This is a genomic window from Enterococcus sp. DIV0170, assembly GCF_051710765.1.
Classification (GTDB): Bacteria; Bacillota; Bacilli; order Lactobacillales; family Enterococcaceae; genus Enterococcus_A; species Enterococcus_A raffinosus.
In genome coordinates this window covers 2,692,694-2,717,665 of record NZ_JBIOLG010000001.1, presented here as the reverse complement: position 1 = coordinate 2,717,665, position 24,972 = coordinate 2,692,694, and the positions used below count along the sequence as shown (strand labels likewise).

Annotated in this window: 23 protein-coding genes and 1 other annotated feature; of the genes, 13 read left to right on the top strand and 10 right to left on the bottom strand. The window is 40.8% G+C overall.

Annotated elements, in window-relative coordinates; genetic code table 11:
• Nucleotides 1–9: 9 nt before the first annotated feature.
• Nucleotides 10–828 carry a MurR/RpiR family transcriptional regulator gene (locus IGI50_RS13075; protein ID WP_438777235.1) on the bottom strand — a complete coding sequence of 273 codons (819 nt, stop codon included), beginning with the start codon at nt 826–828 and terminating at the stop codon, nt 10–12.
• A gap of 146 nt (nt 829–974) precedes the next feature.
• Here IGI50_RS13075 and IGI50_RS13070 point away from each other — a divergent pair, with 146 nt between their 5' ends.
• The 3 genes from IGI50_RS13070 (at nt 975) to IGI50_RS13060 (ending at nt 3,714) form a co-directional block, all read left to right on the top strand.
• Nucleotides 975–1,658, top strand: a complete 684-nt coding sequence (locus tag IGI50_RS13070; protein ID WP_438777234.1) for an N-acetylmannosamine-6-phosphate 2-epimerase — start codon at nt 975–977, stop codon at nt 1,656–1,658.
• A 62-nt stretch (nt 1,659–1,720) separates the two neighbouring features.
• On the top strand, nt 1,721–3,223 hold the full coding sequence (locus IGI50_RS13065; protein ID WP_010745459.1) for a PTS transporter subunit EIIC: 1,503 nt from the start codon (nt 1,721–1,723) through the stop codon (nt 3,221–3,223).
• Between the two features lie 23 nt (nt 3,224–3,246).
• A complete protein-coding gene (locus tag IGI50_RS13060) occupies nt 3,247–3,714 on the top strand; it encodes a PTS sugar transporter subunit IIA (protein ID WP_438777233.1) in 468 nt (155 codons plus the stop codon).
• 99 nt (nt 3,715–3,813) lie between these two features.
• On the opposite strand, the gene IGI50_RS13055 is transcribed toward IGI50_RS13060, so the two are convergent.
• The 3 genes from IGI50_RS13055 to IGI50_RS13045 are packed head-to-tail and all read right to left on the bottom strand — an operon-like array spanning nt 3,814 to nt 6,798.
• Nucleotides 3,814–4,914, bottom strand: a complete 1,101-nt coding sequence (locus IGI50_RS13055; RefSeq protein WP_438777232.1) for an SIS domain-containing protein — start codon at nt 4,912–4,914, stop codon at nt 3,814–3,816.
• Nucleotides 4,915–4,932: 18 nt separating this feature from the next.
• On the bottom strand, nt 4,933–5,739 hold the full coding sequence (locus tag IGI50_RS13050; RefSeq protein WP_438777231.1) for an HAD family hydrolase: 807 nt from the start codon (nt 5,737–5,739) through the stop codon (nt 4,933–4,935).
• Entirely contained in the window at nt 5,740–6,798 is a 1,059-nt protein-coding gene (locus IGI50_RS13045) for a LacI family DNA-binding transcriptional regulator (protein WP_438777230.1), read from the bottom strand. It abuts the gene before it with no gap.
• Nucleotides 6,799–6,980: 182 nt separating this feature from the next.
• On the opposite strand from IGI50_RS13045, the gene IGI50_RS13040 reads away from it, so the two are divergent.
• From IGI50_RS13040 to IGI50_RS13030, 3 genes are read left to right on the top strand one after another with little or no spacing between them, the layout of a single operon-like run.
• Nucleotides 6,981–7,943, top strand: a complete 963-nt coding sequence (locus tag IGI50_RS13040; RefSeq protein WP_438777229.1) for an ROK family protein — start codon at nt 6,981–6,983, stop codon at nt 7,941–7,943.
• Nucleotides 7,936–10,314: a glycoside hydrolase family 9 protein gene (locus tag IGI50_RS13035; RefSeq protein ID WP_438777228.1), complete on the top strand. Its 2,379-nt coding sequence runs from the start codon at nt 7,936–7,938 to the stop codon at nt 10,312–10,314. The genes IGI50_RS13040 and IGI50_RS13035 overlap by 8 nt, the downstream gene beginning before the upstream one ends.
• A 4-nt stretch (nt 10,315–10,318) precedes the next feature.
• Nucleotides 10,319–11,629 (top strand): PTS sugar transporter subunit IIC, encoded by a 1,311-nt coding sequence (locus IGI50_RS13030; protein ID WP_438777227.1) that lies wholly within the window; start codon nt 10,319–10,321, stop codon nt 11,627–11,629.
• 30 nt (nt 11,630–11,659) lie between these two features.
• Here IGI50_RS13030 and IGI50_RS13025 read toward each other — a convergent pair whose 3' ends face one another.
• Genes IGI50_RS13025 through IGI50_RS13005 form a run of 5 tightly spaced genes read right to left on the bottom strand, consistent with a single transcriptional unit; the run spans nt 11,660 to nt 16,275 of the window.
• A complete protein-coding gene (locus IGI50_RS13025; protein ID WP_438777226.1) occupies nt 11,660–12,283 on the bottom strand; it encodes a hypothetical protein in 624 nt (207 codons plus the stop codon).
• On the bottom strand, nt 12,267–13,487 hold the full coding sequence (locus IGI50_RS13020; RefSeq protein WP_438777225.1) for an ABC transporter permease: 1,221 nt from the start codon (nt 13,485–13,487) through the stop codon (nt 12,267–12,269). The genes IGI50_RS13025 and IGI50_RS13020 overlap by 17 nt, the downstream gene beginning before the upstream one ends.
• 1 nt (nt 13,488) lies before the next feature.
• Nucleotides 13,489–14,370 (bottom strand): ATP-binding cassette domain-containing protein, encoded by an 882-nt coding sequence (locus IGI50_RS13015; protein ID WP_438777224.1) that lies wholly within the window; start codon nt 14,368–14,370, stop codon nt 13,489–13,491.
• A 58-nt stretch (nt 14,371–14,428) separates the two neighbouring features.
• Nucleotides 14,429–15,616, bottom strand: a complete 1,188-nt coding sequence (locus IGI50_RS13010) for a sensor histidine kinase (RefSeq protein WP_438777223.1) — start codon at nt 15,614–15,616, stop codon at nt 14,429–14,431.
• Nucleotides 15,604–16,275, bottom strand: a complete 672-nt coding sequence (locus tag IGI50_RS13005; RefSeq protein WP_438777222.1) for a response regulator transcription factor — start codon at nt 16,273–16,275, stop codon at nt 15,604–15,606. Before IGI50_RS13005 ends, IGI50_RS13010 begins: the two co-directional genes overlap by 13 nt.
• Nucleotides 16,276–16,427: 152 nt before the next feature.
• Nucleotides 16,428–16,670: a binding site (T-box leader), on the top strand.
• A gap of 55 nt (nt 16,671–16,725) precedes the next feature.
• Here IGI50_RS13005 and IGI50_RS13000 point away from each other — a divergent pair.
• The 6 genes from IGI50_RS13000 (at nt 16,726) to IGI50_RS12975 (ending at nt 23,246) form a co-directional block, all read left to right on the top strand.
• Nucleotides 16,726–17,829, top strand: coding sequence for a 5-methyltetrahydropteroyltriglutamate--homocysteine S-methyltransferase (locus IGI50_RS13000; protein ID WP_438777221.1), 1,104 nt, complete (start codon nt 16,726–16,728; stop codon nt 17,827–17,829).
• 203 nt (nt 17,830–18,032) lie between these two features.
• Entirely contained in the window at nt 18,033–18,974 is a 942-nt protein-coding gene (gene trhO / locus IGI50_RS12995; protein ID WP_438777220.1) for an oxygen-dependent tRNA uridine(34) hydroxylase TrhO, read from the top strand.
• 104 nt (nt 18,975–19,078) lie between these two features.
• Nucleotides 19,079–19,690 (top strand): hypothetical protein, encoded by a 612-nt coding sequence (locus IGI50_RS12990; protein WP_438777219.1) that lies wholly within the window; start codon nt 19,079–19,081, stop codon nt 19,688–19,690.
• A gap of 169 nt (nt 19,691–19,859) precedes the next feature.
• Nucleotides 19,860–20,564, top strand: coding sequence for a winged helix-turn-helix domain-containing protein (locus IGI50_RS12985; RefSeq protein WP_010745470.1), 705 nt, complete (start codon nt 19,860–19,862; stop codon nt 20,562–20,564).
• A 165-nt stretch (nt 20,565–20,729) separates the two neighbouring features.
• Nucleotides 20,730–21,899 (top strand): glycoside hydrolase family 3 N-terminal domain-containing protein, encoded by a 1,170-nt coding sequence (locus IGI50_RS12980; protein WP_438777218.1) that lies wholly within the window; start codon nt 20,730–20,732, stop codon nt 21,897–21,899.
• A gap of 117 nt (nt 21,900–22,016) precedes the next feature.
• On the top strand, nt 22,017–23,246 hold the full coding sequence (locus IGI50_RS12975; RefSeq protein WP_438777217.1) for an MFS transporter: 1,230 nt from the start codon (nt 22,017–22,019) through the stop codon (nt 23,244–23,246).
• Here IGI50_RS12975 and IGI50_RS12970 read toward each other — a convergent pair.
• Nucleotides 23,243–23,812, bottom strand: a complete 570-nt coding sequence (locus IGI50_RS12970; RefSeq protein WP_438777216.1) for a TetR/AcrR family transcriptional regulator — start codon at nt 23,810–23,812, stop codon at nt 23,243–23,245. The genes IGI50_RS12975 and IGI50_RS12970 overlap by 4 nt on opposite strands.
• 114 nt (nt 23,813–23,926) lie before the next feature.
• On the opposite strand from IGI50_RS12970, the gene IGI50_RS12965 reads away from it, so the two are divergent.
• Nucleotides 23,927–24,958, top strand: a complete 1,032-nt coding sequence (locus tag IGI50_RS12965) for an SDR family oxidoreductase (protein ID WP_438777215.1) — start codon at nt 23,927–23,929, stop codon at nt 24,956–24,958.
• Nucleotides 24,959–24,972: the final 14 nt, after the last annotated feature.

Below are 24,972 nucleotides of genomic sequence, written 5' to 3'. Positions count from 1 at the left end.
TCTATGAGATTAATCCAAACTTTTATCCAAGATCGATCGTAGGACTGTTTCTCTTAGTTCAATCGTATTCACATTGTTCTCAATTTCGTAGCCTTGAACGAGTAAATCACACAAATAAAGCTGAGAAATTTTACCCGCCAATGAGGCGCCGTCTAAAAATTCTTCGATCGCCGTTTGTAAAACGATATCAGCCAATTGAGCAATGGGAGAGAGCTGATAATTCGTAATAGCGATAATTTTCGCTTGATTTTTTTTAGCGATGCTCAATGAATCATGTGTGTCTTTCGTTCTGCCCGACAATGAAAAGCCGATAACCAGATCCTCTTCTGTTAATAAAGAGGCAATCTGTGATTGAAAGTGGGGATCGACCACCGAACGAGATTGCACCCCGACCCGCAGCAGCATCGCCTCTAAATCATTTCCGCTATTCCCGCTAGAGCCTACACCAAAAATATAAATTTGTTTGGCTGCAGTGATTAATTGAACGGCTTGCTTGATTTTCTCATTATCTAAGCGTTGGTTTGTTGCTTTTAATGCGGTATTGATCGTCTTGATGCGCTTTGCAAATAGATCAGATTCCTGCGTATCCTCCTGCTGTTTGCTGAAGTCCTCTTTAGCGATGGCGATTTTCAGATCAGAAAAACCGGAAAAGCCGATCTTCTGACAGAAACGAATAATCGTTCCATCGCCAACCTTGGTCGCCTCACGGATATCACTCATCGTGCTGTGCACAATTTTTTCACCGCTGGACAAAATATAGTCGGCAATTTTTTTTTCTGATTTAGTCAGTGCTGGGTAATTTTCCTGAATCGTATACGTAATGGTCATTGGTTCTCCTTTAATCTTTCCGTTGTCAAAATAAATTATACGTCAAATCAACTTTTTTTTCATTTGCTATTTACTTTTTTGAAAGCGCATGCTATATTTTTGGAGTAATAATCCAAATAAATTTAAAAACGGAGTGAAAATGGAGCGTGAAAAAAAAAGAATTTTTAGATGCGATTAAAGGTGGCTTGATTGTTTCCTGCCAAGCGTTACCAGGAGAGCCCTTGTATACCGAAGAAGGTGGCGTGATGCCGTTAATAGCGCTGGCGGCAAAGGAAGCCGGAGCTGTCGGGATTCGAGCAAATACTGTGAGAGACATCCTTCAAATCAAAGAAAAAGTAGATCTTCCTATCATTGGCATTATTAAACAAACGTATTCGGGATCGGATGTATTTATCACGCCAACGATGAAAGAGGTGGATGCTTTAGTAGCAACTGGAGTAGAAGTCATTGCTTTAGATTGTACCTTGCGACAACGGCCAGATAATCAGACGATCAATCAATTCATCAAACAAATTAAAGCAAAGTATCCCGAGCAGTTGCTGATGGCGGACATTGCTACTTATGAAGAAGGACTTAATGCTTGGCAAGCTGGCATGGATTTTGTAGGGACAACACTTAGAGGCTATACAGAGGCGGAAGCATTATCAAATGAAGCGTTAGTAAAGGCATTAGTTGAGGAAGGAATATCAGTAATCGCTGAAGGTCAAATCCATACCCCAGAGGAGGCGAAAAAAATTCAAGCATTGGGGGCAGACGGAATCGTTGTTGGCGGTGCGATTACTCGGCCGAAAGAGATTGCTGCTCGTTTTATCCAAGCTTTAGCGAATTAAAGAGAAGTGATGCTATAGGAAATAACTATACATGTAGTCAAACATAAGGAGGAGAATAAAATATGTTTAAAAAGTTTTCACAGTTAGGACGGGCGTTTATGCTGCCGATCGCCATCTTGCCGGCAGCTGGTTTGCTGTTGGGATTAGGCGGTGCGTTGACAAATGAGAGTGCGGTAGCAGCTTATCCATTTTTAAATCAGCCGTGGCTGCAAGCCATTCTTAGTGTAATGAGTTTTGCCGGAAATGCGGTTTTTGCCAATTTAGCTTTGATTTTTGCGATTGGGATTGCCGTTGGACTAGCGAAAGGAGATAAAGGGACAGCCGGATTAGCTGGTGGCGTAGCGTTTTTAGTTTATACAGCGACAATCAGTGGATTATTGGAATTATTTTCAGCCAAGGATGCCAGCATTGATACCGGAGTAGTGGGTTCTATTGTTATTGGTGGGACGGTCGCCTTTCTTCATAATCGTTATCGAAAAATTGAATTGCCGCAATTTTTAGGGTTCTTTGGCGGTTCACGCTTTATTCCGATTATTTCTTCCTTTAGCGCAATCGCGATCGGCTGTATCTTCTATCTGATTTGGCCTCCGATTCAAAATGGATTGGTTGTTGTAGGACATCAAGTGGCACAGATGGGAAGTATCGGTTCCTTCTTCTACGGGTTCTTATTACGTTTAACGGGTGCAGTAGGACTGCATCATACAATTTATCCGATGTTTTGGTATACCTCTTTAGGGGGTGTTGAAACAGTTGCTGGACAATCAATCTCTGGCGCGCAAAATATTTTCTTTGCACAATTAGCAGATTCTAGTCACACTGGATTATTTACTTATGGTACTCGTTTCTTCGCTGGACGTTTCGCCACAATGATGTTTGGTCTGCCAGCTGCTTGTTATGCCATGTATCGTGCCATTCCTAAAGAGAATCGCAAGAAAAATGGCGGCTTGTATTTCAGTGGTGCGTTGACCTCATTTTTAACTGGGATTACTGAACCGATCGAGTATATGTTCTTATTCGTGGCACCTTGGCTGTATGTGATTCATGCCTTTTTAGATGGTTTATCTTTCTATTTTGCGGATATTTTGAACATTCGTATTGGAAATTCATTCTCTGGTGGTTTGATTGATTTCTTACTATTCGGCGTGCTGCAAGGCAATGACAAAACCAACTGGATAAAGGTGATTCCGTTTGGGATCGCATGGGCACTGATTTATTTCTTTGTTTTCAGTTTCTGTATTAAGAAATTCCGTGTGGCTATTCCAGGAATGGAAAATGAGGATGAAATACTAGAGGTGGCAGATGATTCTGGCTCTCAAAGTTTACAAGAGGAAGCGTTGCAGATTATTGACGCATTAGGCGGCGATGAAAACATTGAAACCGTTACTGCATGTGCGACACGTCTCCGTGTGGCTGTTAAGCAGGGAGAAAGTGTTCAAAAGGCAGTCTTTAAGCGGCTTGGAGCAACAGCAGTTTTTGAAGTTCAAGGTGGGATTCAAGCTGTTTTTGGTGGGAAAGCGGATCTGTATAGCCAAGAAATCAACCAACTATTAGGCCGTGATGATTAGTGTGCAGAATTGGAGGGTAATATATGTTTGATTTATTCAAAAAGAAAAAGACGGAAGCTTTTTTTGCACCAGTGGATGGTCAGTTTGTTCCATTAGCAGAAGTTTCTGATCCGGTGTTCGCTCAAAAGATGATGGGAGAAGGCTTTGGTATTCAGCCAACAGCATCAGAGATTTACGCACCGATTAAAGGAACGGTGACGACTATTTTTCAGACGAAGCATGCGATCGGATTAAAAAGTACCTTGGGCAGTGAGGTTTTAATCCATATCGGCCTTGATACTGTAGAGCTAGCAGGTGAGCCTTTTGATGTTCATGTCAAAGAAGGTCAAACGGTTGATGAAAGGACGTTACTAGTTACAGTAGACTTTGAGAAGGTTCGTTCTGCTGGAAAAGAAGAGGTTGTCCTAACTCTGCTTACAAATGGCGGAGAAAGCTTTGATTCGTTGGAAAAAAAGAAAGTAAATCACAGTGAGCTGTTAAAAAGCAATTAATAAAAATACTCAACCTAAGACTTTTATCAGGTTGAGTATTTTTTATATCTAAATGATCAGCAAAGTTACGACTAGGCCAATCAAATAGGGGGCTTGAGATTAAACGTAATCTTGAACAGTCGTCTTACTTTTTACGGCTTGCGAAAAATCGGTAAAGATCCGATTAGTGATATCAATTCCTTTTTCTCGCGAGATATACCAGCAAAAAACTTGGAATGGCAGGATCGCCAGATAAGGTGCTTTACATTCATCCCTGCAATTTCCTAGGGCTAGAGTATTGATATTTTCAGGCTTATCAGAGCGCAAAGTAATAGTAAAGACATGTTTAGTATGTCTTTGTTCATAAGCTTTTAAGAGTCCTGCTTTTTCAATGATTTCAGGCTTTGCCGGAGTATCAATAAAGAACAATCGATGTTCAGAATTGAGCTCTAAATAAGGGCCATGCATGAAGGCTTCCAGTTCAACACCAGATGAAGGAACACGAATAGTCTCAGAAAACTTAGTTTCCATTTCTTTAGCTGTCCCAACAGCCGGACCATATGCGATCGATGTGAAGCGAGGTGCATGTTGGAAATCTTTGCGATGAGTTTCAAAGAAAGCAGTCGATTGTTCGATTACATGATTGAAGCGACTGGTCAATGCTAAAAACTCATTTATCTCATCTGCTTCTTGCTGTTGAGTGATCAATCCTTTTTTTACGCCAATTCGTAGGCCTAACAGCATTAAAGCTAAAACGGTCGCGGAAAAACCCAGGGTGACATAACCAACTCGTTCGCGTCCTGAAAGAATATCTAAAGTTGAAGTTGTCACCTTAGTGATCTCACTATCAGGAATACTAGTAACAGCCATTGTATGGACAGTGTGATGTTTAGTGATTTTATCCATTGCTTCAATCGTTGAGGTACTTTGCCCACTTTGCGAGATGCCTAGAACGACCTGAAGTTGCGGGTCGATTTTTTCGTAATGGGTGAAATGATAAGGTTCTTCAATTGCTAGCTTCACTTCAGCTGTTTTTTCAATATAATATTTCGCGCTTTTTGCTGCGTTAATACTAGATCCGGTACCTAAAACAAGCCAATTCGCAGCTTCTAAGTTTAGTCCAGCGATAGCCGTATCAATATTTTCAGGATAAGCATTAATCGCGGCAGTCAATGTTTCTTGTTCTTCTAAGATATAGGATAGCATTGTCGGTTTTGCCATTATTTCGCCCCTTTATAATTAATAAAAATAATCCAGTAGAAAATTAGCGATTCCATCTTCTACATTTGTATCCGTGATAAATTTTGCGTGATGCTTCAACTCAGCTACTGCGTTTCCCATAGCGACACTGACACCAGAAGCCTGCAGCATTTCTAAATCATTCAAACCATCGCCAAAGCTAATGATATTTTCCCGCGGAATTGCAAGATTTTTTTGTACAGCCTGAATCGCTGTAGCTTTATTGACGCCAAGAGGGATCAGCTCGATATTATTTGGATGAGAGGAGGAAACAGACAGTAGGTTACTCTGGGCTAGTATCTTTCTTACTTCCTCGAGCTCTGTTTCTCGCTCGTCCGCGATAATGATTCCGTTAATGATTCGATGACTAACGGCCATCAAATGGTCTAACGAGTTGATCAAAAGAAAATCTTCCTCAGTACTGCCGATTCGTGATTGGTCGTTTTTTTGTAAGTAGCTAGGAAGCTGCTGATTGTAGAAAATCGTATGCTCGCCAAAGAAAAATATCGGTAACTGATGTTCTGATATTGTCTGGTAAACAAATTGAAGTGCTTCATCAGATAAATGCTTTTTGTACAGCTTTTCATTGATTGAATAAACACTGCCGTTTGAAGCGATTACTTGTGTTTTTTTGTTTAGTTTCTTGGCCATTTCGCTGGCAGAAGAATATTTTCTACCAGTTGCAATATAAAACTGGTGTCCCACCTTCTGAAGATCGGCAACAACTGATTTTGTTCGTGGAGAGATTTTCTGATCTCTGGCAACAAGCGTGCCATCAATATCCATAAATATTAAGTGTTTTTCCATTTACTTTTTCAGCCTCCCGATACCGCAAGATTCACGAATGATTAGTTCTGGTGCGTGAGCATCCAAAACAGCCAATGGTTCTTCATTAACCATGTTTAAAAGCTGTTCAACTGCTTGTTTTCCAAGTATCTGATTATGCTGATTGATCGTCGTAATCCTAGGAATCTGATAATCACCATCAGGAAAGGCATCACAGCTGGCGATCGCTATGTCTTCTGGACAAGCTAGCCCATGATCTGCTAAAGCGCGAAAAGCACCGAGTGCAACGCGATCATTAATTGCCAGTAATGCGTCAGGAAGCTCTCCTTGTTGGATGATCGCTTTCATATTTTGATAGCCATCTTCTGTATAGAAATCACTTAAGTAGATCAATGATGGATCGAATGTGCTATATAAAGAGATCACTTTCTCAAAGGCTTGAACTCGCTGTGTCGTGATTTTGACATTGGGCTCCCCACCGATAAAGCCGATTTTGCGATGCCCAAGTGCTAACAGATGCTGAACAGAAAGGAATATACCTTTTTCTAAATCACGTTCAATAAATGTACAGCTGCAATTCTCTTGTTTCTGCCCAATAATCAAAACAGGAATCTGACTGTTCAGTTGTTCCAAGGTGTGCAGATAATCTGGGTTTGGCTCATCCCGATCGATCTCTCCTCCAAGAATCAGTACACCATCGACCTTCTTTTCAAAAATTGTATTAAATGTGTCTCGTTCTGCAAAACTGCTATTGGCCTTTTTCTGACGTCCAGCAGTCATGGTATTAAAAAGTAATAGTGAATAGTTTTGTTCAAAGCTAGCTAACTCGATTTCGGAGACCAACGAAGTAAAATAGGGGTTGGTAATATCCGAGACCACAACTGCAAGGGTTTTCGTTTTATTTGAGATCATTCCGCGAGCCAGCATGCTTGGCTGAAACCCTTCTTTTTCAATCACGGCTTGAACTTTGGCTCGTTTAGCCGGTGAAACAGAAGGATGGTTATTTAAAACGCGGGAGACTGTCGAAACAGACACACCGCTTTCTTTCGCGATTTCTTTGATTGTAATTGTTTTTTTCATGAGAGAGCGCCTCCTAGAAATTAGTTTAGGGGAGGAGCAAAAAAAAAGCAAGACATTTTTGGTAACGTTTCTAAATGTTGAAAAAACTATTGACATCATGAATGTACACAGGATATTATAACTCTTGAAAACGGAAACATTATAATTTTATTTGGTAACGTTACCAGAAGTTGAGGTGAAACATGACGCAAACAGTTTTAGCCGTTGATCTAGGTGGAACGAAGGTATTAGTAGGAGAAGTCACATCTGCAGGAGAGATTCTCATGAGTGAGAAGTATCCGTCTACTGTCGTCGATCAACGCAGCGCTACAGAAAAAATTAAATCAGCAATCAGAAATTATTTGCAACAGCATAGTATTCAGGGGAATTTAGTCGGAATTGGAATTTGTGTCGTTGGTAGGGTCAATACTGATCAAGGACAGTGGCTGGAGATTCATCCGGGGCTTTCTGATCCGATTTCTTTGGCTGAAGAGATTACACAAGCTTTTCAATTTCCCTGCTGGATCACGAACGATGTTTCTGGTGCGGCATTAGCAGAGAGCATCTTAGGAATTGGGCAAGAAACGGGGAACTTTATCTATGTCAATATTGGTACCGGGATCGCAGCTCGTGTAGTGGCAGAGAACCAAGTAATCAAAGGTGGAAATTTCAACGCCGGCGAAGTCGGACATATGGTTGTTGATATGAGGAGCGAGGAGCTTTGTTCCTGTGGAAGAAAGGGCTGCGTTGAGCTGTTTTCATCAGGATTGGGAATGCATCAACAGACGCTTAAGTATGCACCTGAGTTTCCTGATACAGTTTTAACGATTAATAAAGAAAAGCGTGTGAGTTTCCAAGAACTGATCGCTGCTTATGAAGCTAGTGATCCGCTCGCTAGAAAGGTTGTTGATCAAGCGTTGCTTGCGGCAGCTGCTTTAACAATGAATTTGATCCGTGTGAGTGATCCTGAAGCGATTATTTTTGGTGGAGGCGTGATGAATGATGAATGGTTCTTGAATCATTTGGTAACGTTTCTAAATCCTAAAACAATTCGATTTGTTACTAAGGGAATACGAGTTACTGCACTGAACCCGAACGAAGTAGCGTTAAAAGGAGCCGCAACATTGGCCTTTATTATGGAGAAGGGAGTGAGAACATATGCATGATTTTAAAAAGGATTTAAAGGTGACTGGCTATATTCATCGTCCCTTACCGTTAGATCATAGTCGTTCTTTTGAAAAGCGGCAATTAGAAATGGAAAAAATTACCAAACGTCGCTTATTAACCGATAATTTTCAACATTGGCAACATCATGGGCGTGGAAAAATTGAACTGACTGAGAAAACAGTCACGCTATTAAGTGATACGCGCTATGATTCTTGGGCAGAAGGTGCACCAGCAGATGGGGATTATGTGAATTTCGGTGAAGTAGAGGCATATCTGCCGATTGGAAGAGAAGACTGGTCAGAATTTACTCAAATAAAGCTGGATATCGCAGCAGATTGTTTCAATGTGATCAATCCAAACATCACGATTACCTTAGAAAATGATGGGGACATCAAAATCCCTGATGTTTATAACCGCGAAGGGACACATGTTATTAATTTAGAGGGACAAGCACAACGTACCTATGTATTGGATATTAGCAATTTACCAAGAGATGAGATAACCGGCATACACATTTTTAGTGGTGCAAATGGTTCTTATATGAATTTAGCCGGACAACTTAGCTATACTATCAGCAATATATTTTTAGAAAAAAATCAATATCGAACATCTGCCAAGGGCTGGCAGGCACCCACTAAAGAAATTGTCTATTCTCATATTGGCTATCATCCTGATTATTCAAAAACAGCTATTATCAACTATGACGATTTCTCAGCAAAAACTTTTGAATTGAGAACGAAGGAGCAAGTGGTTTTTCAAGGAGAAATTCTGCGAGTAACAAAAGCAAATGGCGTTTTTGGTGTATTAGATTTTTCAGATATAAAAGAACCAGGTACCTATTCTTTGCACATTGCCGATACTAAAACATCGGATTTTCAAATCGGAGAAGTTTCTGCTTTAAAATCTGAATCAATTTGGAAATCTTTGAATTTCATTTTCTGTGAACGCTGTGGTTGTCCAGTTCACGGAATTCATGGAACGTGTCATGAAGATTTGACCGTCGAGTATAAAGGTTCATTAGTCAGCTTTAATGGCGGATGGCATGATGCAGGAGATCTTTCCCAGCAATTAGTTCAAACAGCGGAGGTGACAGCCAGCTTATTTGAAACAGCAGAAACTGTAAAGGATCAGCCTGAGCTCTATCTGCGCTTAATTGAAGAAGGCGAATGGGGAATTGATTTCATCTTAAAGACACGCCTCGACGAAGGGGACCGTATAACGAGTGCTGGGATCACCCGTTGGACAGACAATCGCATAGGAACGATGGATGATGCTGTTCCGCGAATCCATAATAGTCCATATGATAATTTCTTGCTTACGGGTCTTTTAGCCCAAATCATCAAGTCCTTGTCGCAGGATTATCCGATGAAGGCACAACTGTTACAGGTAGCAAAAGAAGATTATCACTATGCTTTGGCTGGCTTTCAAAAAACTGGGTTCAAACATGAACCGATTTTCTGGGAGCATACCTATAACACCTCAAAGAGTCTCTTTCTCGCAACCATGTCATGGACGGCAGCATTAATGTATCAGCTGACAGGAGAAAAAACTTACCAACAGCAAATGAACGAGTGGTTTGAAGAATTACTGTCCTGCCAAGAGCGACTTGGGCTTAAGTTATCAGATGGGACGATTCTGAAAGGAATGTTCTATCGCGATGAAACGCATAAGGTTTTCCAGCATTTCAACCATCAAGCACGGGAGCATATATATGCCTTGGCTTTTGAAGAAGTACTTTCAGCTTCAGAACATGAAAAAGTCGGACAATGGCGTGAACAGGCAAATGATTATGGTGATTACCTAGAGTATTTGGGTCAATTTTCCGCCCCTTACCCAATGTATGCCAGTGGAATTTATCGTGAAGATGAATGGCAGGATCAGGAAAGTTTTTATAAACAGCATTTATTGGTTGATAAAGAGGCTGAAGCAAGCTATCAGGAACAATTAAAACAAGGGATTAAAGTGGGCCAAGGCTTGTATGTCAAGCGATTCCCTGTGTGGTTCTCTTTCCGCGGCAATAACGGCATTTTATTGTCAACAGGGAAAAGTGCTGCTGTGATGGGCCGACTGCTTGAACGACAAGCATTATTGGATAAAGCACATCAACAGTTGCAATGGATGGTAGGAAAAAACCCTTTTGGCCAATCCATGATCTATGGCGAAGGGGAGAACTATCCGCAGCAATATTCAGTATCTTCAGGTGAAATTACAGGGGAGATGCCTGTAGGAATGCAGACGTTTGGAAATGAAGACACCCCTTATTGGCCTCAATTTAATAATGCAACATATAAAGAAGTGTGGGTTGGTATCGCTGGCAAATGGTTGTCTCTAGTTGCTGAATTAATTAAATCTGAAAATAAAGGAGATTAAAACAATGATGAAAGATGGTACGTTCAATAAAGAGGCTTTAGGTGAAAAAGTAGCTTATTATGCGAATAAGCTGGCAAGCAATCGTTTTATTGCAGCAATTCGTGACGCGTTTGCCAGTACGATTCCTATCACTATTACTGCGGCATTCTTCTTATTGGTGAATAATGTTCTATTAACAGAAAAGACTGGTCTTTTACGCGGAATCCCAGGGCGGGCAGTGATTTCTGAAATTTGTGTGCAGGCTTATAATGGTACGTTAGGTATTTTAGGGCTGATGGTTACCTTTCTGATTGGTTTACGATTGGCACGTTCGTATGATGCGGATGGAGCACTTGAAGGAATTGTTGCTTTGGCTTCCTATGTAGCCTTAGTTCCTAATGTGATCAATATTACCAGTGCCACTGGTGCGACAGTGGAGACCGCTGGAGCATTAACACAAACCTATACAAGCGCCTCTGCAATGTTATTAGGAATCATTGCTGCTCTGGTCAGCGTACCAATGGTAGTCAAATTGACGAACAATTCGCGTTTAAAAATCAAGATGCCAGATAGTGTCCCGCCAGCAATCGCAAAGTCATTTAATAGTCTGATTCCTACGTTTTTAACCATCAGTATGTTTGCCATTGTTGAAGTGGGCTTACGAACCGCAACAGGTTTGACGATTCCGGAAATTATTATCAATATTTTGCAAGCCCCTTTGGTGGGCGGTTTTCAAACTTTGCCAGGTATTTTAATGTATGTTTTCCTATCAACCTTTGTGTTTATTTTCGGGATTCATGGTGCTTTTGTATTTGGTGCGATTTCAGGTCCGATCCTATTGACTTCATTGCAGCAAAATGTAGAAGCGATCAATGCGGGCTCCGCTGCACCTAATATTGTTACGCAACCATTCCTAGATGCATATGTTTACATGGGTGGTGGAGGAACGATGATTTGTTTGGTGATTGCTTTATTAATTTTTTCCAAACGACAAGATCAGCGTATGATCGCGAAGTTAGGCGGGGTTTCAAATCTATTCAATATTAGTGAACCAATCATGTTTGGTTTACCGATCGTCTTCAATCCAGTTTATGCGATCCCGTTTTGTATCGTACCAATGGTTTCTACAACATTGGCGTATCTAGCGACGAGCTTGCAGCTCGTGAACCCAACCTACATTTTGATTCCTTGGGTAACACCGCCAGTATTGTCTGGTTACTTGGCTACCGCGGGAGATATTCGTGCTGCGATCCTGCAATTAGTAATTATTGCTGCTGGTGTCTTCATTTATATGCCGTTTGTATTGATTTCAAATAAAATGGAAGAAAATGTATAGCTAAAAGAGCGTAATAGAGAAAATTCTCTGTTACGCTCTTTTTTTTCTGACTATGATAAAGCTGATGACAATGAACAATATTCCACAAAAGAACAACACAAGTTTTGAAGCCGTGTCTTTTTCACTCAAGGTAAAGAGATAAAAAATTTTTAGATATTTGTCACCCGTAAACAGGCTGGCGACATAATAGCCTAAAGGTAGAATCAAGCCTGCGATCGGCTGATTAGAAAAAGAAAAACCGACGGCGTATAATCCCCCCATAAACAGAGCGTTTGCCAAACCACTGAATAAAAAGCGATCAAATTCGATTGTTGCATTATTATATTCAAAGATAGCTAAGCACCCGCATGTTATCAGCAGTAAAACTAGGATGATTTGGATGAATCGTAGAACGAGTATGGTTACATACGCAAACCGTTTCGTCTTGATCAATAAAGTTGTTTCCTCCGAGATATCCGGCAGATAAAGGGGAAGAAAAAGGATCAATCCGATCAACGGGAAAAATCGTTCAAAGATTGCAGCGCTTTGTGCAAACGAGGCATTGGCTACACCAAAGAATGTTGGAAAAAGCAACGTTAGCAATAGCGCAACAATAACCGCTGGATAAAAATGAAATCGCCAGAAGGTTGTTGCAACTTTAGCGAGGATTTCCATGACTTACCCTCCCTTTGCGTTTGAGGTCAAAAACGATACAACTGAGAAAGAAACAAACGATTCCCAGTAAGAACCAAAACGCACGATTGATCACCAGTTCAGAAAAAATAGTTTCAAATAGTTCGCGTGAGCCGACCTTGTTGAATCGGGGCATGAGACTTAGTCCGAAAACACCCACCAATTGTCTGCCGCCGCTTAAGATAGATAACAGCCAAAAGCCTAACTGGAAGAGAACACTCACTAATCCATTCAATATAGTAGTAATCAAAAAACTGATTCCTACTACTGCGACGATGGTTGGAACCGTCCATCCAATAATGTATTGATAGAAAAGTAGCAAATCCCCCGTCTGATGATAGTTTTGTGCGACATAGATAGATTGAACCGCTGGCAGCAAACTAAACACAAGAACAGGGAGAAGAATTAGCAGAGTCGTTGCTAAAAAACGAGTCCCCTGCAGTTTAAAGGAAGAGATTCTTTTCGTGTGAATCACCAATTGACTGTGGGCCCTTTTATCTCTTAATACCACTGTCGCTGCGACAAAAACTGGAACTAGAGACAAAATAATTCCTAAATAATCACAAGTCACACGTGCAAATGCACCAGAAACACGGTCTTTTGTTAACGTCGTCTGGAAAGATTCGTTTGCCTCTTCATAGGTCATATTTTTCATCGATTGATGTAAATAAGCATCTGAGGAAAAGTCTGAGCCTTCTCCAATTAATTTTTCAACTTTGATCATGTCCTTTTCAAAGTTTCGATAGGTGTAGTCTTTTGCTAGAGGAAATGCTTCTGCTAGTGTAATCTGATCGGTCAGATAGGCCGTCTCATCTCCTGCTTGTTTTGTTTGTTCTAATTGCGCCTGATTTAGTTCTTGAATAGAAAGGCCCGTTGCTTGCTCTAGTATTTCTTTGATTTTTGCCTGATCGGATTTTGTCAATTTCACCACTTTTAAAAAGCCGAAAGGATAGGTATTATAGCTTTCGTTGTTGTACTGCTGCAGCAGCAGATACAATGTTTGCTGCTGAATGTCTTTTTTGTTGGTTGTCTGGGTTGTTCCATAATCACTTTGACCGGGCTCCGGCTGATTCAATGAAACGAAATCAGATCCTAATTGAGTGAATAAAAAGAAACCAATAAATAAGACAACGAGCCAATAGGTGAGGCTTTTCAAGGTTAGTCCGAGTTCTTTCTTCAGCAGCATCCTACTCACCACCTTTCGTTGATAGCAAGTAGAGGTAAGCATCTTCTAATGTAGGACGCTCCTCAATAACTAGCGGATGGCGCATGATCTGGGCATCGGGCTTTCCGATAAAACGGAGATGTGAGGTGCTGCCTTCCTGCTGCAGGCTGATGATTTGAACTTGTTTTTTAGCAGTATTCAACTCTGTCCGCGGTATTTGAACACTAAAGATTTTTCCTTGCGCGTTCAGTAGTAATTCCTCAATTGAATCTGAAAAAATGATGCGTCCTTGTTCCAAAATCGCGACATTTTCTGCCGCCGCTTCGATATCGCCTGCGATATGGGTTGATAGCAAAACGATTTTATTCTCACTGACTTCCGCTAGTAGGTTTCGAAATCTGAGCCGTTCCTCTGGGTCCAAGCCGGCGGTTGGCTCATCTACCACTAATATTTTCGGATCGTTCAATAGTGCTTGTGCGATTCCTAATCGTCGCTTCATACCGCCAGACATCGCTTTCACCTTTACATTTTTGTGGATCGTTAAATTCACTTGCTCTAATAATGCATTGATGCGTGTTCGACGAGTTCGTTTGTCTAGTTCACAAAGCACGGCCAGATAATCCATTGCTTGATAAGCAGTCATATTCCCGTACATAGAAAATTCCTGCGGCAAAAACCCAATGATGGAGCGAATTTTTTTCTGATCATGGATATTGACGCCATTCATTCGAATGTCGCCTTCATTTGTCGGCAATAAAGTGACCAGTGTTTTCAACAGTGTCGTTTTTCCAGCGCCGTTTCGTCCTAGTAAACCAAACATACCGGTTGAAATAGACAGGTTAATGTCGTAGAGAACTTGTCTTTTCCCGTAATATTGATTTAAATGATTGATTTCGATGTGCATGATTGATCCCTCCTAAACTAAATGTTGCTTCCTTAATTGAAGGATACTCATTAAATCTCTATAAATTCTCTACAAATGCGGATTTTTCATTTTTTAGGTCAAAAACGGCAGAGATAATAGCACCACCTTCAATACTATTAGCGATTTTCAGATTGCCGCCATGTTTTCGTGTTAGTGCCTCGGCAATCGTCAAACCCAAACCAAAGTGACTGTTCTTATTTTGGGAATAGTATGGCTCAGTGGCAGTTACTAATTCCTTTTTAGAAAAGCCTAGTCCATCATCTTTTACATAGATGATTAGCAGCGTATCCTGTAAAGTAATTGTTACGGTGACGGTAGTTTTCCCGAAACGGTAGGCATTATTCAACAGATTTTCTAGCACTTCGTTGATCAAGTCGAGATCATAAGTGGCAGTAATCTTGGGATAGTCATTCATGATAACTAATTGTTTCTCCGTCCAATGGTGCCCGATGTCTTCTATATGCTCTTCAATCAGCTTCAACGGCTGCATGGTTTTATGAAGTGATCGGTCTTCTAATTTTTGCAATTGCTGCATGGTTTCAGAAAAAGAAGTTAGTCGAGTGATATTGTTTTTTATTTTCGTAGCGGATTTTTCAAACACTTCTGGAGTCAAACGTTCTTGTTCATAATAAGCTTCAATCAGCTCTAGATTATTTTGAATAGTCGCTAAGGGTGTGCGGAGATCATGAGAAAAGGCGGCATTGACTTTTTTCTGATCCTGATAAAGGTCATGGAGTTTCTGTTGATTGGTTTGCAAGGTTAGCCGCAAGTGATCTAGCCCAAGAGACGTCTTTTCAAATTCGTCATAGGTACTGTAATAGACTGGTTGATGATAATTTCCTTGGTCGATCTGTTCGATGCTTTTTTCTAGAATTGTAATGGGCTGTAAAATTCGTTTATTATAGAAGAGTTTTGTCGAAAAATAGACACCTAGAAAGCCATAAGCAAAAATAGCGTATCGACGAATGAACTCGATCAATCGTATGGTTGGCAGGAGTTTTTTTTCAATGGGGAAAGAAGGAGTCCATGTCAAAAAAGCCCAAAAATGTGTATCTCCAGAGTCCGACATCAGGATCAACCGTTCCCAGCTAACACATAAAGAGATGGTAACCAATGTTGCGAAGGCAACGGCTACTGTCCCGAAAAATAGATAAAGAAGCAGACTTTGATTAAGGCTGCTTTTCTTAGCCAATAAACGAGCAATCCCCTCATCTAACCAATCCATTTATATCCTACCCCCCAAACGGTTTGAATCAGTTCATCCTCTGAATACACAGCAAGCTTCTTGCGAATTCGCCGAACATGCTCTGTGATAATTGAAGCGTCCCCCAATTTGTCCCAATTCCAAAGCTTTTGATAGATTTCTTCTTTGGAGAAAGCTCTGCCGGGGTGCTTAGAAAGGAGCGCGACGATAGCGAACTCTATCTTAGTAAGATAGATCTCTTGTTTTTGAAACTGTACAGTCTTCTGGTCATAATCAATCATCAAGTCACCAAAGTAGGCTATTTTTCGAGTGAATTGTTTTCGATTCTCACGTCTAAGATGCGCTTCAATTCGCAAAGCTAGTTCCTTTAAACTTACTGGCTTAACTAGATAGTCATCGCCGCCGATTGTCAGACCTTGGATTCGGCTTTCCTCATCCTCCTTGGCGGAAAGAAATACGATTGGGCAAGCAATTTGTTCTCGGATCATTGTACATAATTCAAAGCCGTCCATTTCAGGCATATTTACGTCTAATATAATAATATCTGGTTGATGCTGTAATTGCTTCAAGCCTTCCAAGCCATTGTCTGCAGTATAAACGAGATAGTTCATTAGCTGAAAATAGTCTTTGAATGTTTCTAGCAGATCCTGCTCATCATCAATGATCAATATTTTTTTCATCGTGAACCTCCATACGGTGTCGTATTGATAGATTCATCGTATCATAATACATTGTCAGAAGGTATGGGGTTATTGAAGTGGTAAAGCTAGTTTTTACTCAAAAGGGTTTGACAAATGGAAACCTGACCGCTATTCTAAACTTAGATGAATATTAAAACACTATGAGAAAGAAAGTAGAAATAATGATTTCCCCCAGAGAGTCTCGGTAGCTGAAAAGAGATGGAAAGGACTTGTTTTGAACATGGCTTTTGAGTGGACCTTCTGACTAATTAGGAAGGTACGGAATGCCCCGTTAAGCAGCAGAAGTCTCCCAATGAATGGGGTACTTAATGAGACAGCGGTTCGCGAGGACGCTGTATGATAAGGTGGTAACGTATATCAATTATGCCCTTAGACAGCTATTCGGCTGTCTAAGGGCTTTTTTATTATTTTATAAAAGGAGAGGATTTTATGAACAGTATTCCATTTCGGTTTGATCAAGTGGGGAGTCTATTACGGCCAGCGAGATTAAAAAAAGCACGTGAGGATTTTAAGCAGGGCGCAATCACGAAGGAAGCCTTGACCAAGGTAGAAGATGAAGAAATTATCAAAGTGATCCAGAAGCAAAAAGAAATCGGCTTGCAGGCCGTGACTGACGGTGAATTTCGTCGCCGCTGGTGGCATCTGGATTTTATTGCTGGTTTAAACGGCATTACCGTCTATGATTTTGAAACGACCGCCTTTGGCATTACTACTGAGGCGCAAGGAACATTTGTCAGCGGACCACTTTCCTTTGATTCTCAACATCCCTTTTTAGATCATTTCAAATTTACGAAAAAGCAGGCTGGAGAGACGATCGCTAAACAAACGATTCCCGGACCCAATATGATCTATTTGGATTCCTTTATTTTATCAAAGCAATACCATGAAGCACCGGTCTATAGTGACAAGAAAGAGTTTGTTCAAGATTTGATTGCAACATATCAGGCAGCGATTCAGGCTTTCTATGATGCGGGCTGTCGTTATTTGCAATTGGACGATACTAGCTGGGGTGGACTGTTCGATGAACGTTTCCGTGGATTGATCGCTAAAAACGGCTATGATCCCGATGAATTGATTCAAGAGTTTGGGGACATTACTGAAGCGGTTCTAGCGAAGAAGCCTGCAGATTTAGCAGTTACCTTCCACTTCTGTAAAGGAAATTTCCAGTCCCATTGGTTATACAATGGTTCTTATGATAAAATCGCAAAACGCTTATTATCCATTAAGGCCTTTAATGGGTTCTTCTTAGAGTTTGACGATGAGCGTTCTGGCAGCTTTGAGCCGTTGAAAAATATCCAAGATCAGCGAATCGTTTTAGGATTGATAACCACCAAAACGCCGGAGCTAGAAGACAAGGAAGCGATCAAAGCTCGAATTCAAGAGGCGACACAGTTTGTTCCATTAGAGCAGCTATGTCTAAGTCCGCAATGTGGTTTTTCTTCGACCCATGAAGGGAATAAGGTGACTGAAGAAGACCAATGGGCCAAGTTACGCTTAGTCATTGAGACAGCAAAAGAAGTTTGGACGGATTAATTCAAAAGTAGAGTGACTGGCAACAACTTATAAACGAATAGCATAAAAAAGCAGCGTCTTGTATCTAGCTCTAGGGACAATCCTAGAAGATACAGAACGTTGCTTTTTAAACGGTTTGTAAATAATTCCACAAGCATCAATCTCGAAAAAACAAAGGGCATCTCCTATAGTAGTAAAGAATCAAAGAAACAGGAGGAAGCATCATGAATTATCGTGTTTTACTTTACTATAACTATACAAAAATTGAAGACCCAGAAGTTTTTGCTAAAGAGCATTTGGCTTTTTGTCGTGATTTAGGAATTAAAGGAAGAATTTTAGTCGCTCCAGAAGGCATTAATGGAACCTTGTCTGGTACAAAAGAAGCGACAGACCAGTATATGGAAAAAATGCTGGAGGATGATCGTTTTAAGGACACCTACTTCAAGATCGATGAAAGTGAAGGCCATGCCTTTAAAAAACTATTTGTTCGGCCAAGATCAGAGCTAGTAGCACTCCACTTGGAGGAGGATGTGAATCCACGGCAATTGACGGGGAATTATTTGGAGCCGCAAGCATTTCGTGAGGCCTTATTAGATGAAGAGACAGTCGTCATTGATGCCCGCAATGACTATGAATATGATTTAGGTCATTTCCGCGGAGCGATTCGTCCAGAGATTCATAATTTCCGGGAACTGCCTGAATGGATTCGTGAGAATAAAGAGCAATTTATGGATAAAAAAATTGTGACTTATTGTACCGGCGGCATTCGCTGTGAGAAATTCTCTGGCTGGCTATTGCGTGAAGGCTTTGAAGACGTGGCACAACTCCATGGCGGGATCGCAGCATATGGTAAAGATGAGGCAACACGTGGTGAGTTGTGGGACGGAAAAATGTACGTGTTTGATGAACGCATCAGCGTAGAGATCAATCAGGTAGATAAGCAGGTCATTGGTAAAGAGTGGTTTGACGGTACTCCGTGCGAACGTTACATCAATTGCAGCAACCCAGAATGCAATCGTCAAATATTGGTTTCTGAAGAAAATGAAGAAAAATACTTAGGCGCTTGTTCAATTGCTTGTGCAAAACACCCAAATAATCGCTATGTAAAAACTCATCATTTAACGGTTGAAGAAAGAGATGCACGCCTAGCTTTGACTAATCAATAGTGAAACTTTTCAAAAAAATTCCATCCTAACTGTCTTGACACTTCCGTTGTTATAAACTAAACTAAAGAACGAAATAAGTGTCTTGACATATCAAGGAGGATAAAATGAAAAATAATTCTGTTAAACACCTTACGATCTCTGCCTTATTAATCGGATTGGGCATTTTGATCCCAATGGTTATGCCTAAAATCGTAATCGGACCGGCATCATTTACTTTAGCGAGTCATGTTCCTGTATTTATTGCGATGTTTTTCTCGCCGGTAGTAGCACTTGCTGTTGTTTTAGGAACAACATTTGGTTTCTTTATTTCTACCACACCGATTATCGCTTTGCGGGCGTTCTCTCATTTAATTTTTGCATTGATTGGGGCAAGCTACCTGCAAAAGCACCCAGAGCTCGTATTAAAGAATGGAAAATTCACTTTAGCGAATGGACGTTTTCAAGTATTTAACTTAGTGATCGGCGTCATTCATGCGGCTGCTGAAATGCTTGTCGTTTCAGTCTTTTATTTCATGGGGAATATGCCAGATACCTTTTATTCCCAAGGCTATTTATATACCGTCTTCATTCTGATGGGAATTGGTGGATTGATCCACAGTCTCGTTGATTTCAATATCGCATACTTTGTTGCTGGCGCGTTGTATAAACAATTCAATTTGCCTATATTTGAGAAGGCTGTTAAGCAAGAAAAGAAATTGCATAAGGTTACTGCCTAAACCGTGAGAGTAAATCACGGTTTTTCTTTATTTAAATCTTAAAAAAGTGAAATAGTCCAAAATGTTCATAATTTTATTTAGTATCATCTAAAAAAAGACCTTTTATTTGCTTAAATTTAAGTTATATTCTATTCATAATGATTATTGTGTAGAAATTGAGGGCGAGTAAATGGTTCGAGTATTAGTTTTGACTAAAAATATTTTAGCGGAAGAAATTATAACCAATAAATTGCAACATTTAAATTACGAGGTATTTTGTTCCACCAGCATTCTAAATGAGATCCAAATGAATGGACGTATGCCGGATTTGGTTAACCATTTTCCGATTATTATCATTGGTGAGACGATCTCAAGCTACGAAATGGAATTTATGCTGCCGAAGCTGAAAGGTCGAGGTCAGAGTATTTTACGCGAAGTGGATCATTACTTGAATGAGGATGAGCGCGCGTTGTTAAATGAACAAGGCTTAAGTGGAATTGTTCAAAATAGCGATTCAGTTGAAGTTTTGCGAGAACAGCTGGCTGAAGTCGCTACACAGTATCAAGGAAGATCGTTTGAACCTGTTGCTGTGGAAGAATGCGCACCTGAGGGAGAAGATAAAGGTCTCTCAGCGATAACATTGATCAATTTGTCTTCCCTTGAATTACAGGTATTAGAAAAATTACGAAGTCATCCAGGTGAAATCGTTTCACGTGATGAGCTATGCATGACGCTTTGGGGCAATGTTTCTCAGTCGCGTTTGGCGCAGCTATCTTCATTAGTAAAAAATATCAAATTGAAATTGGAAACTCTAGAGGTAGACCAAGAAGTCATTCAAACCATTTGGGGTAAAGGCTATCGTGTTCGCAAGGATGCCGCTGTTCAAAATAAATAAACAGTCGAGAAAAAGCATTGACGCTTTTTCTCTTTTTTTGCGGAAAAATCCGAAACGATGCTTTCTTTTTACTAGCTATGATAAAATGTATCGTAAGTATTGAGACGTATATAGATTGAATGAATCATATCTACCCTAGTACAAGTAAATAAGGAGCGTAATAAAGTGAAAAAAAATAGTTTAATAAGTTTGATGCTCCTATCAGTAGTAATCTTGCTAACTGCTTGTGGAACTTCCACTAAGGACTCCTCAACGAATAGTGACGCATCAAAAACGAGAGAATCAACAGAGCAGTCAAAACAAACGACGGAATCAATAAATGAGAAAATGACGGTGAAGGAAAAAGTCGAGAACACTATGAAGACTATGACTCTAGAAGAAAAAGTAGGCCAATTATTTATGGCACGGGTGCCCGAACAGAATCAAATAATGGATATCCAAAACTACCACTTGGGCGGATACCTGCTATTTGACAGAGACATGGCTGGAAAAGGACAAGCCGATGTAAAACAAACAATTGCAAGCTATCAAGAAGCTAGTAAGACACCAATGTTCATTGGCTCTGATGAAGAAGGCGGAACAGTCAGTCGACTGAGTAGAAATCAAATTGTTTCGCCAGCCTTTGAAAGTCCGCAGGCGTTGTACCAAAAAGATGGTTGGGATGGAATTACCAAGGAAATCGACCGAAAAGCGCAAGTATTTGGCGAATTAGGGATTCAGTTAGGTATGTTTCCTGACGCCGATGTCTCGACAGATCCTCAATCATTCATCTATGATCGGACAATCGGAATGGATGCCAAAGGAACCAGTCATTACGTGAAGCTGAGTGTAGAAGAAATGAAGAAGCAGAAGCTTGGTTCAACCTTGAAGCATTTTCCTGGGTATGGAAATAATCGCGACTCCCATGTGGAGATTGTGACAGATGACCGTTCGATGGAGGATTTACGAAAAAATGATTTTCTGCCTTTTGAAGCAGGAATCAAAGCGGGGGTAGATAGTATTATGGTATCCCATAATATTGTCCAAGCAATAGATGGCAATCGACCAGCCTCCATCTCAAAACCCGTTCATGACGTGATTCGTAATGAGTTAGGATTTAAAGGCGTGATCATGACGGATGATATGGATATGGCCGGTCTCGCAGATTTTATCTCTCAAGAGGAAGCGGGATTACAAGCGCTACAGGCAGGAAATGATATGATTTTATCTTCAAGCTATAGCACTCAGATTCCATACATTCTAGAGGCAATCAAAAAAGGCGAGTATAGTGAACAGCAGCTGGACCAATCTGTTGAGCGTCTATTGACGTGGAAGGTCGAGTTAGGATTGATTTAAATTAGAGGAGGAATTGATTATGTGTGCTTCCATGCGGTTGAAAATTGAACGAATCGCCAAATAGAAAAACGTTTGACGAACTTCTTGTTTGTTCAAACGACAAACAAAGGAGCAATGATGGAAAAACAACTATGGAGAAAAAAGTATTTAACGATTTTATCTGGACAGACGGTGTCTTTGATTGGAAGCTCTGCTGTTCAGTTTGCGCTGATTTGGTGGTTAACCAATGAATCTAAATCAGCTATTATGCTGTCATTAGCGGGATTATCCGCTTATTTGCCGCAAATGTTTTTAGGACCATTCGTTGGTGTGTGGCTGGATCGGCTGAAGCGAAAGTATGTGGTGATTGCGGCAGATTTATTTATGGGACTGGTAGCTTTAGGATTATCCATCTGGTTCTTATGGGGGAGTCCAGGGTATCTAGTGGTTATCGCAGCGCTCTTTTTGCGTTCGTTAGCGAATGTATTTCACACGCCTTCGATCCAAGCGATCGTTCCTTTATTGGTACCGGAAGAAGAGCTGGTCAAAGCCAATAGCTGGAATCAATTTTTACAGTCTGGGGCCTTTATGCTTGGTCCAGTATTAGGTGCAGTGATGTTTGCGGCGATGCCTTTATGGGTGATTCTACTTACGGACTTAATCGGAGCGTTGGCCGCTTGTTTAACATTGTGGATTGTCGAAGTACCGGATATTCCTCGTGGTGAGGAAACGACCCAGCATTATTTGCAGGAACTAAAGGACGGCTTCAGAGTCTTTAAGGAAGACCCGCCGATGCTGGTGATCATGTTCTTTTCTTTTTTCATTATGATCTTTTATCTGCCGTTAGGGATTTTATTTCCATTAATGACGAATGTACATTTTGAATTGTCCGCCTGGTTTGCCAGTGTGGTGGAATTTTCTTATGCGGTGGGGATGATGGTCAGCGCCTTCTTGATCGGAATGAAAAAAGAATGGCGTGAGAAATTACTAGCTGCTCAGCTGGCAAATGTTGGTTTAGGCATTACCTTTATCGGTAGTGGATTAGCACCAGCGAATTTAGTCGGTTATTGGCTGTTTGTCTTTTTTTGCATATTCATGGGCGGCATGGGGAATTTGTATAACATTCCATTTACTTCCTATTTACAGGAGACTGTCCCTCCAGAAAAATTGGGTCGTGTTTTTTCACTGTTTGGCAGTGTGATGTCAACCGCGATGCCGATCGGTTTATTGTTGGCGGGGCCGTTATCGGAAAGGTTAGGAATTGCTAGATGGTTTTTGATTTCAGGAATTCTAACGGTGATCTTTAGCTTATTGTGCTTGATGTTTTATGCTCGAGCGAAAGCAAAAAGGAATCAGCAGGCGGATTAATCCGCTTGCTGATTTTTTAATGCTGTCACTGTAGAGGTTTGAAGCGTAGCTAATAATTGGTGAATCATATCTAAGGATTCTCCCTGATTGTTCATCAGCCACTCGCGCCAAATACTGTATACTCCATCACTCATGAATTTGATATAGTAGCGCTTTTCCGGTTCTTTAATATCCGAGAAAAGAGGAAAGCTATCATAAAACTGCTGCATATTTTCATTGAAAACCTGACGAATAATAGACTCATACCCTTGCGAAACACTCATTTCTAGCGTTTTAGCAAAATCTTTGAAAAAGATTTCTAATGACTGCAGTTTTTTGTTCGCCGGCACATGTTGATTAATATCAGCGAAGCGTGTGCTGATAATTGATGAAAAATATTGAAGCAAAACATCGTCTAATTTGTCAAAATTTCGATAAAAGGCCATTCGGCTGACTCCCGCACGTCGAACAACTTGTGAAACAGTGATAGTAGAATAAGTATTCTTTTCTAAAAGCTGCAGTAAAGCGGTAGTCAAATAATCCTTTGAATCCTGTTTGATTGCCTGAGAGTGGTCAGTAGCTGCCATTACAGATTTTCCTTTCTGTCACAGATGCCTGCGAACGTCTTGTATTCATTGGGAGTCTATTTTAATATAGCCTCACAAACGTTACAAGTGTAACGCGTTGAAGGAGAAATTACTATGGAAAAAGAATTAGTTTTAGTGACAGGCGGAAGCGGCTATATCGCTTCGAATATTATTTTGCAGTTGTTGGACCAAGGCTATGCTGTGCGGACATCGGTTCGTTCGCTAGATAAAATGGATCGTGTGAAGAAAATTATCGCGGCTGGGGGTATTGAACATCCCACAGATCTTTCTTTTATTGAAACAGATTTGTCGAGCGAAAAAAATTGGAATAAAGCCATGGAAGGCGTAACCTATGTTATTCATACAGCATCTCCCACACCCAAATTAAACTTCAAAGATGAAAAAGAAATGATTGAACCCGCAGTGAACGGTGTTCTTTATGTATTGAGAGCAGCACGCGACGCCAATGTGAAGCGTGTGGTTTTGACATCTGCATACGGTGCGATATTTGCTGGACACGAAAATCGGACAACTCCATATACAGAAGAAGATTGGTCAAACTTAGAGGCAAAAAATATCTTTCCTTATCAGAAATCAAAGACACTCTCTGAACGGGCTGCCTGGACATTCATCGAAGAAGAAGGGGCAGGGCTAGAACTAACAACGGTAAATCCCGTTGGTGTGATGGGACCGATCTTAACTGCTGATTATTCACATTCGAATGAACAAATCCGCCAGCTTTTAGCTGGTGAGGTCAAGGCGGTGCCGAATGTTGATTCTGGTTATGTGGATGTTCGCGATGTTGCGGCTCTTCATTTACTGGCAATGACTTCACCAAAGGCAGCGGGTGAACGCTTCTTGGCTACAACAGGAGAAACCTTGTCGATGCTGGAGGTTGCTAATATCCTGCGTGCAGCTTTTCCAGCATACGCAGAAAAGCTGCCTACGAAGAAAATTCCAAATGCGGTTTTAAAAGCAGCGGCTATAGCTGATCCAAAGCTGAAAATGTTGGCGTCTTTAACAGGTAAGTATGCTGAAACGAGTAATCAAAAGGCAAAAAACATGTTAGGCTGGCAGCCGCGCCCTGCTCGTGAAGCTATTCTCGCAACAGCTTCTTCTATGATAACGTTAGGGATTGTAAAGTAAGCCTGAAAAAGACG

Bases quoted from the DNA above. Each gene is read 5' to 3' on its own strand.
- IGI50_RS13060 (WP_438777233.1), top strand. From the start codon at position 3,247: ATGTTTGATTTATTCAAAAAGAAAAAGACGGAAGCTTTTTTTGCACCA.
- IGI50_RS12985 (WP_010745470.1), top strand. From the start codon at position 19,860: ATGGTTCGAGTATTAGTTTTGACTAAAAATATTTTAGCGGAAGAAATT.
- IGI50_RS13015 (WP_438777224.1), bottom strand. From the start codon at position 14,370: ATGCACATCGAAATCAATCATTTAAATCAATATTACGGGAAAAGACAA.
- IGI50_RS12990 (WP_438777219.1), top strand. From the start codon at position 19,079: ATGAAAAATAATTCTGTTAAACACCTTACGATCTCTGCCTTATTAATC.
- IGI50_RS13065 (WP_010745459.1), top strand. From the start codon at position 1,721: ATGTTTAAAAAGTTTTCACAGTTAGGACGGGCGTTTATGCTGCCGATC.
- IGI50_RS13000 (WP_438777221.1), top strand. From the start codon at position 16,726: ATGAACAGTATTCCATTTCGGTTTGATCAAGTGGGGAGTCTATTACGG.
- IGI50_RS13050 (WP_438777231.1), bottom strand. From the start codon at position 5,739: ATGGAAAAACACTTAATATTTATGGATATTGATGGCACGCTTGTTGCC.
- IGI50_RS13055 (WP_438777232.1), bottom strand. From the start codon at position 4,914: ATGGCAAAACCGACAATGCTATCCTATATCTTAGAAGAACAAGAAACA.
- IGI50_RS13025 (WP_438777226.1), bottom strand. From the start codon at position 12,283: ATGGAAATCCTCGCTAAAGTTGCAACAACCTTCTGGCGATTTCATTTT.
- IGI50_RS13040 (WP_438777229.1), top strand. From the start codon at position 6,981: ATGACGCAAACAGTTTTAGCCGTTGATCTAGGTGGAACGAAGGTATTA.
- IGI50_RS13030 (WP_438777227.1), top strand. From the start codon at position 10,319: ATGATGAAAGATGGTACGTTCAATAAAGAGGCTTTAGGTGAAAAAGTA.
- IGI50_RS12975 (WP_438777217.1), top strand. From the start codon at position 22,017: ATGGAAAAACAACTATGGAGAAAAAAGTATTTAACGATTTTATCTGGA.
- IGI50_RS13035 (WP_438777228.1), top strand. From the start codon at position 7,936: ATGCATGATTTTAAAAAGGATTTAAAGGTGACTGGCTATATTCATCGT.
- IGI50_RS13075 (WP_438777235.1), bottom strand. From the start codon at position 828: ATGACCATTACGTATACGATTCAGGAAAATTACCCAGCACTGACTAAA.
- IGI50_RS13010 (WP_438777223.1), bottom strand. From the start codon at position 15,616: ATGGATTGGTTAGATGAGGGGATTGCTCGTTTATTGGCTAAGAAAAGC.
- IGI50_RS13005 (WP_438777222.1), bottom strand. From the start codon at position 16,275: ATGAAAAAAATATTGATCATTGATGATGAGCAGGATCTGCTAGAAACA.
- IGI50_RS12965 (WP_438777215.1), top strand. From the start codon at position 23,927: ATGGAAAAAGAATTAGTTTTAGTGACAGGCGGAAGCGGCTATATCGCT.
- IGI50_RS13020 (WP_438777225.1), bottom strand. From the start codon at position 13,487: ATGCTGCTGAAGAAAGAACTCGGACTAACCTTGAAAAGCCTCACCTAT.
- trhO (WP_438777220.1), top strand. From the start codon at position 18,033: ATGAATTATCGTGTTTTACTTTACTATAACTATACAAAAATTGAAGAC.
- IGI50_RS12970 (WP_438777216.1), bottom strand. From the start codon at position 23,812: ATGGCAGCTACTGACCACTCTCAGGCAATCAAACAGGATTCAAAGGAT.
- IGI50_RS13045 (WP_438777230.1), bottom strand. From the start codon at position 6,798: ATGAAAAAAACAATTACAATCAAAGAAATCGCGAAAGAAAGCGGTGTG.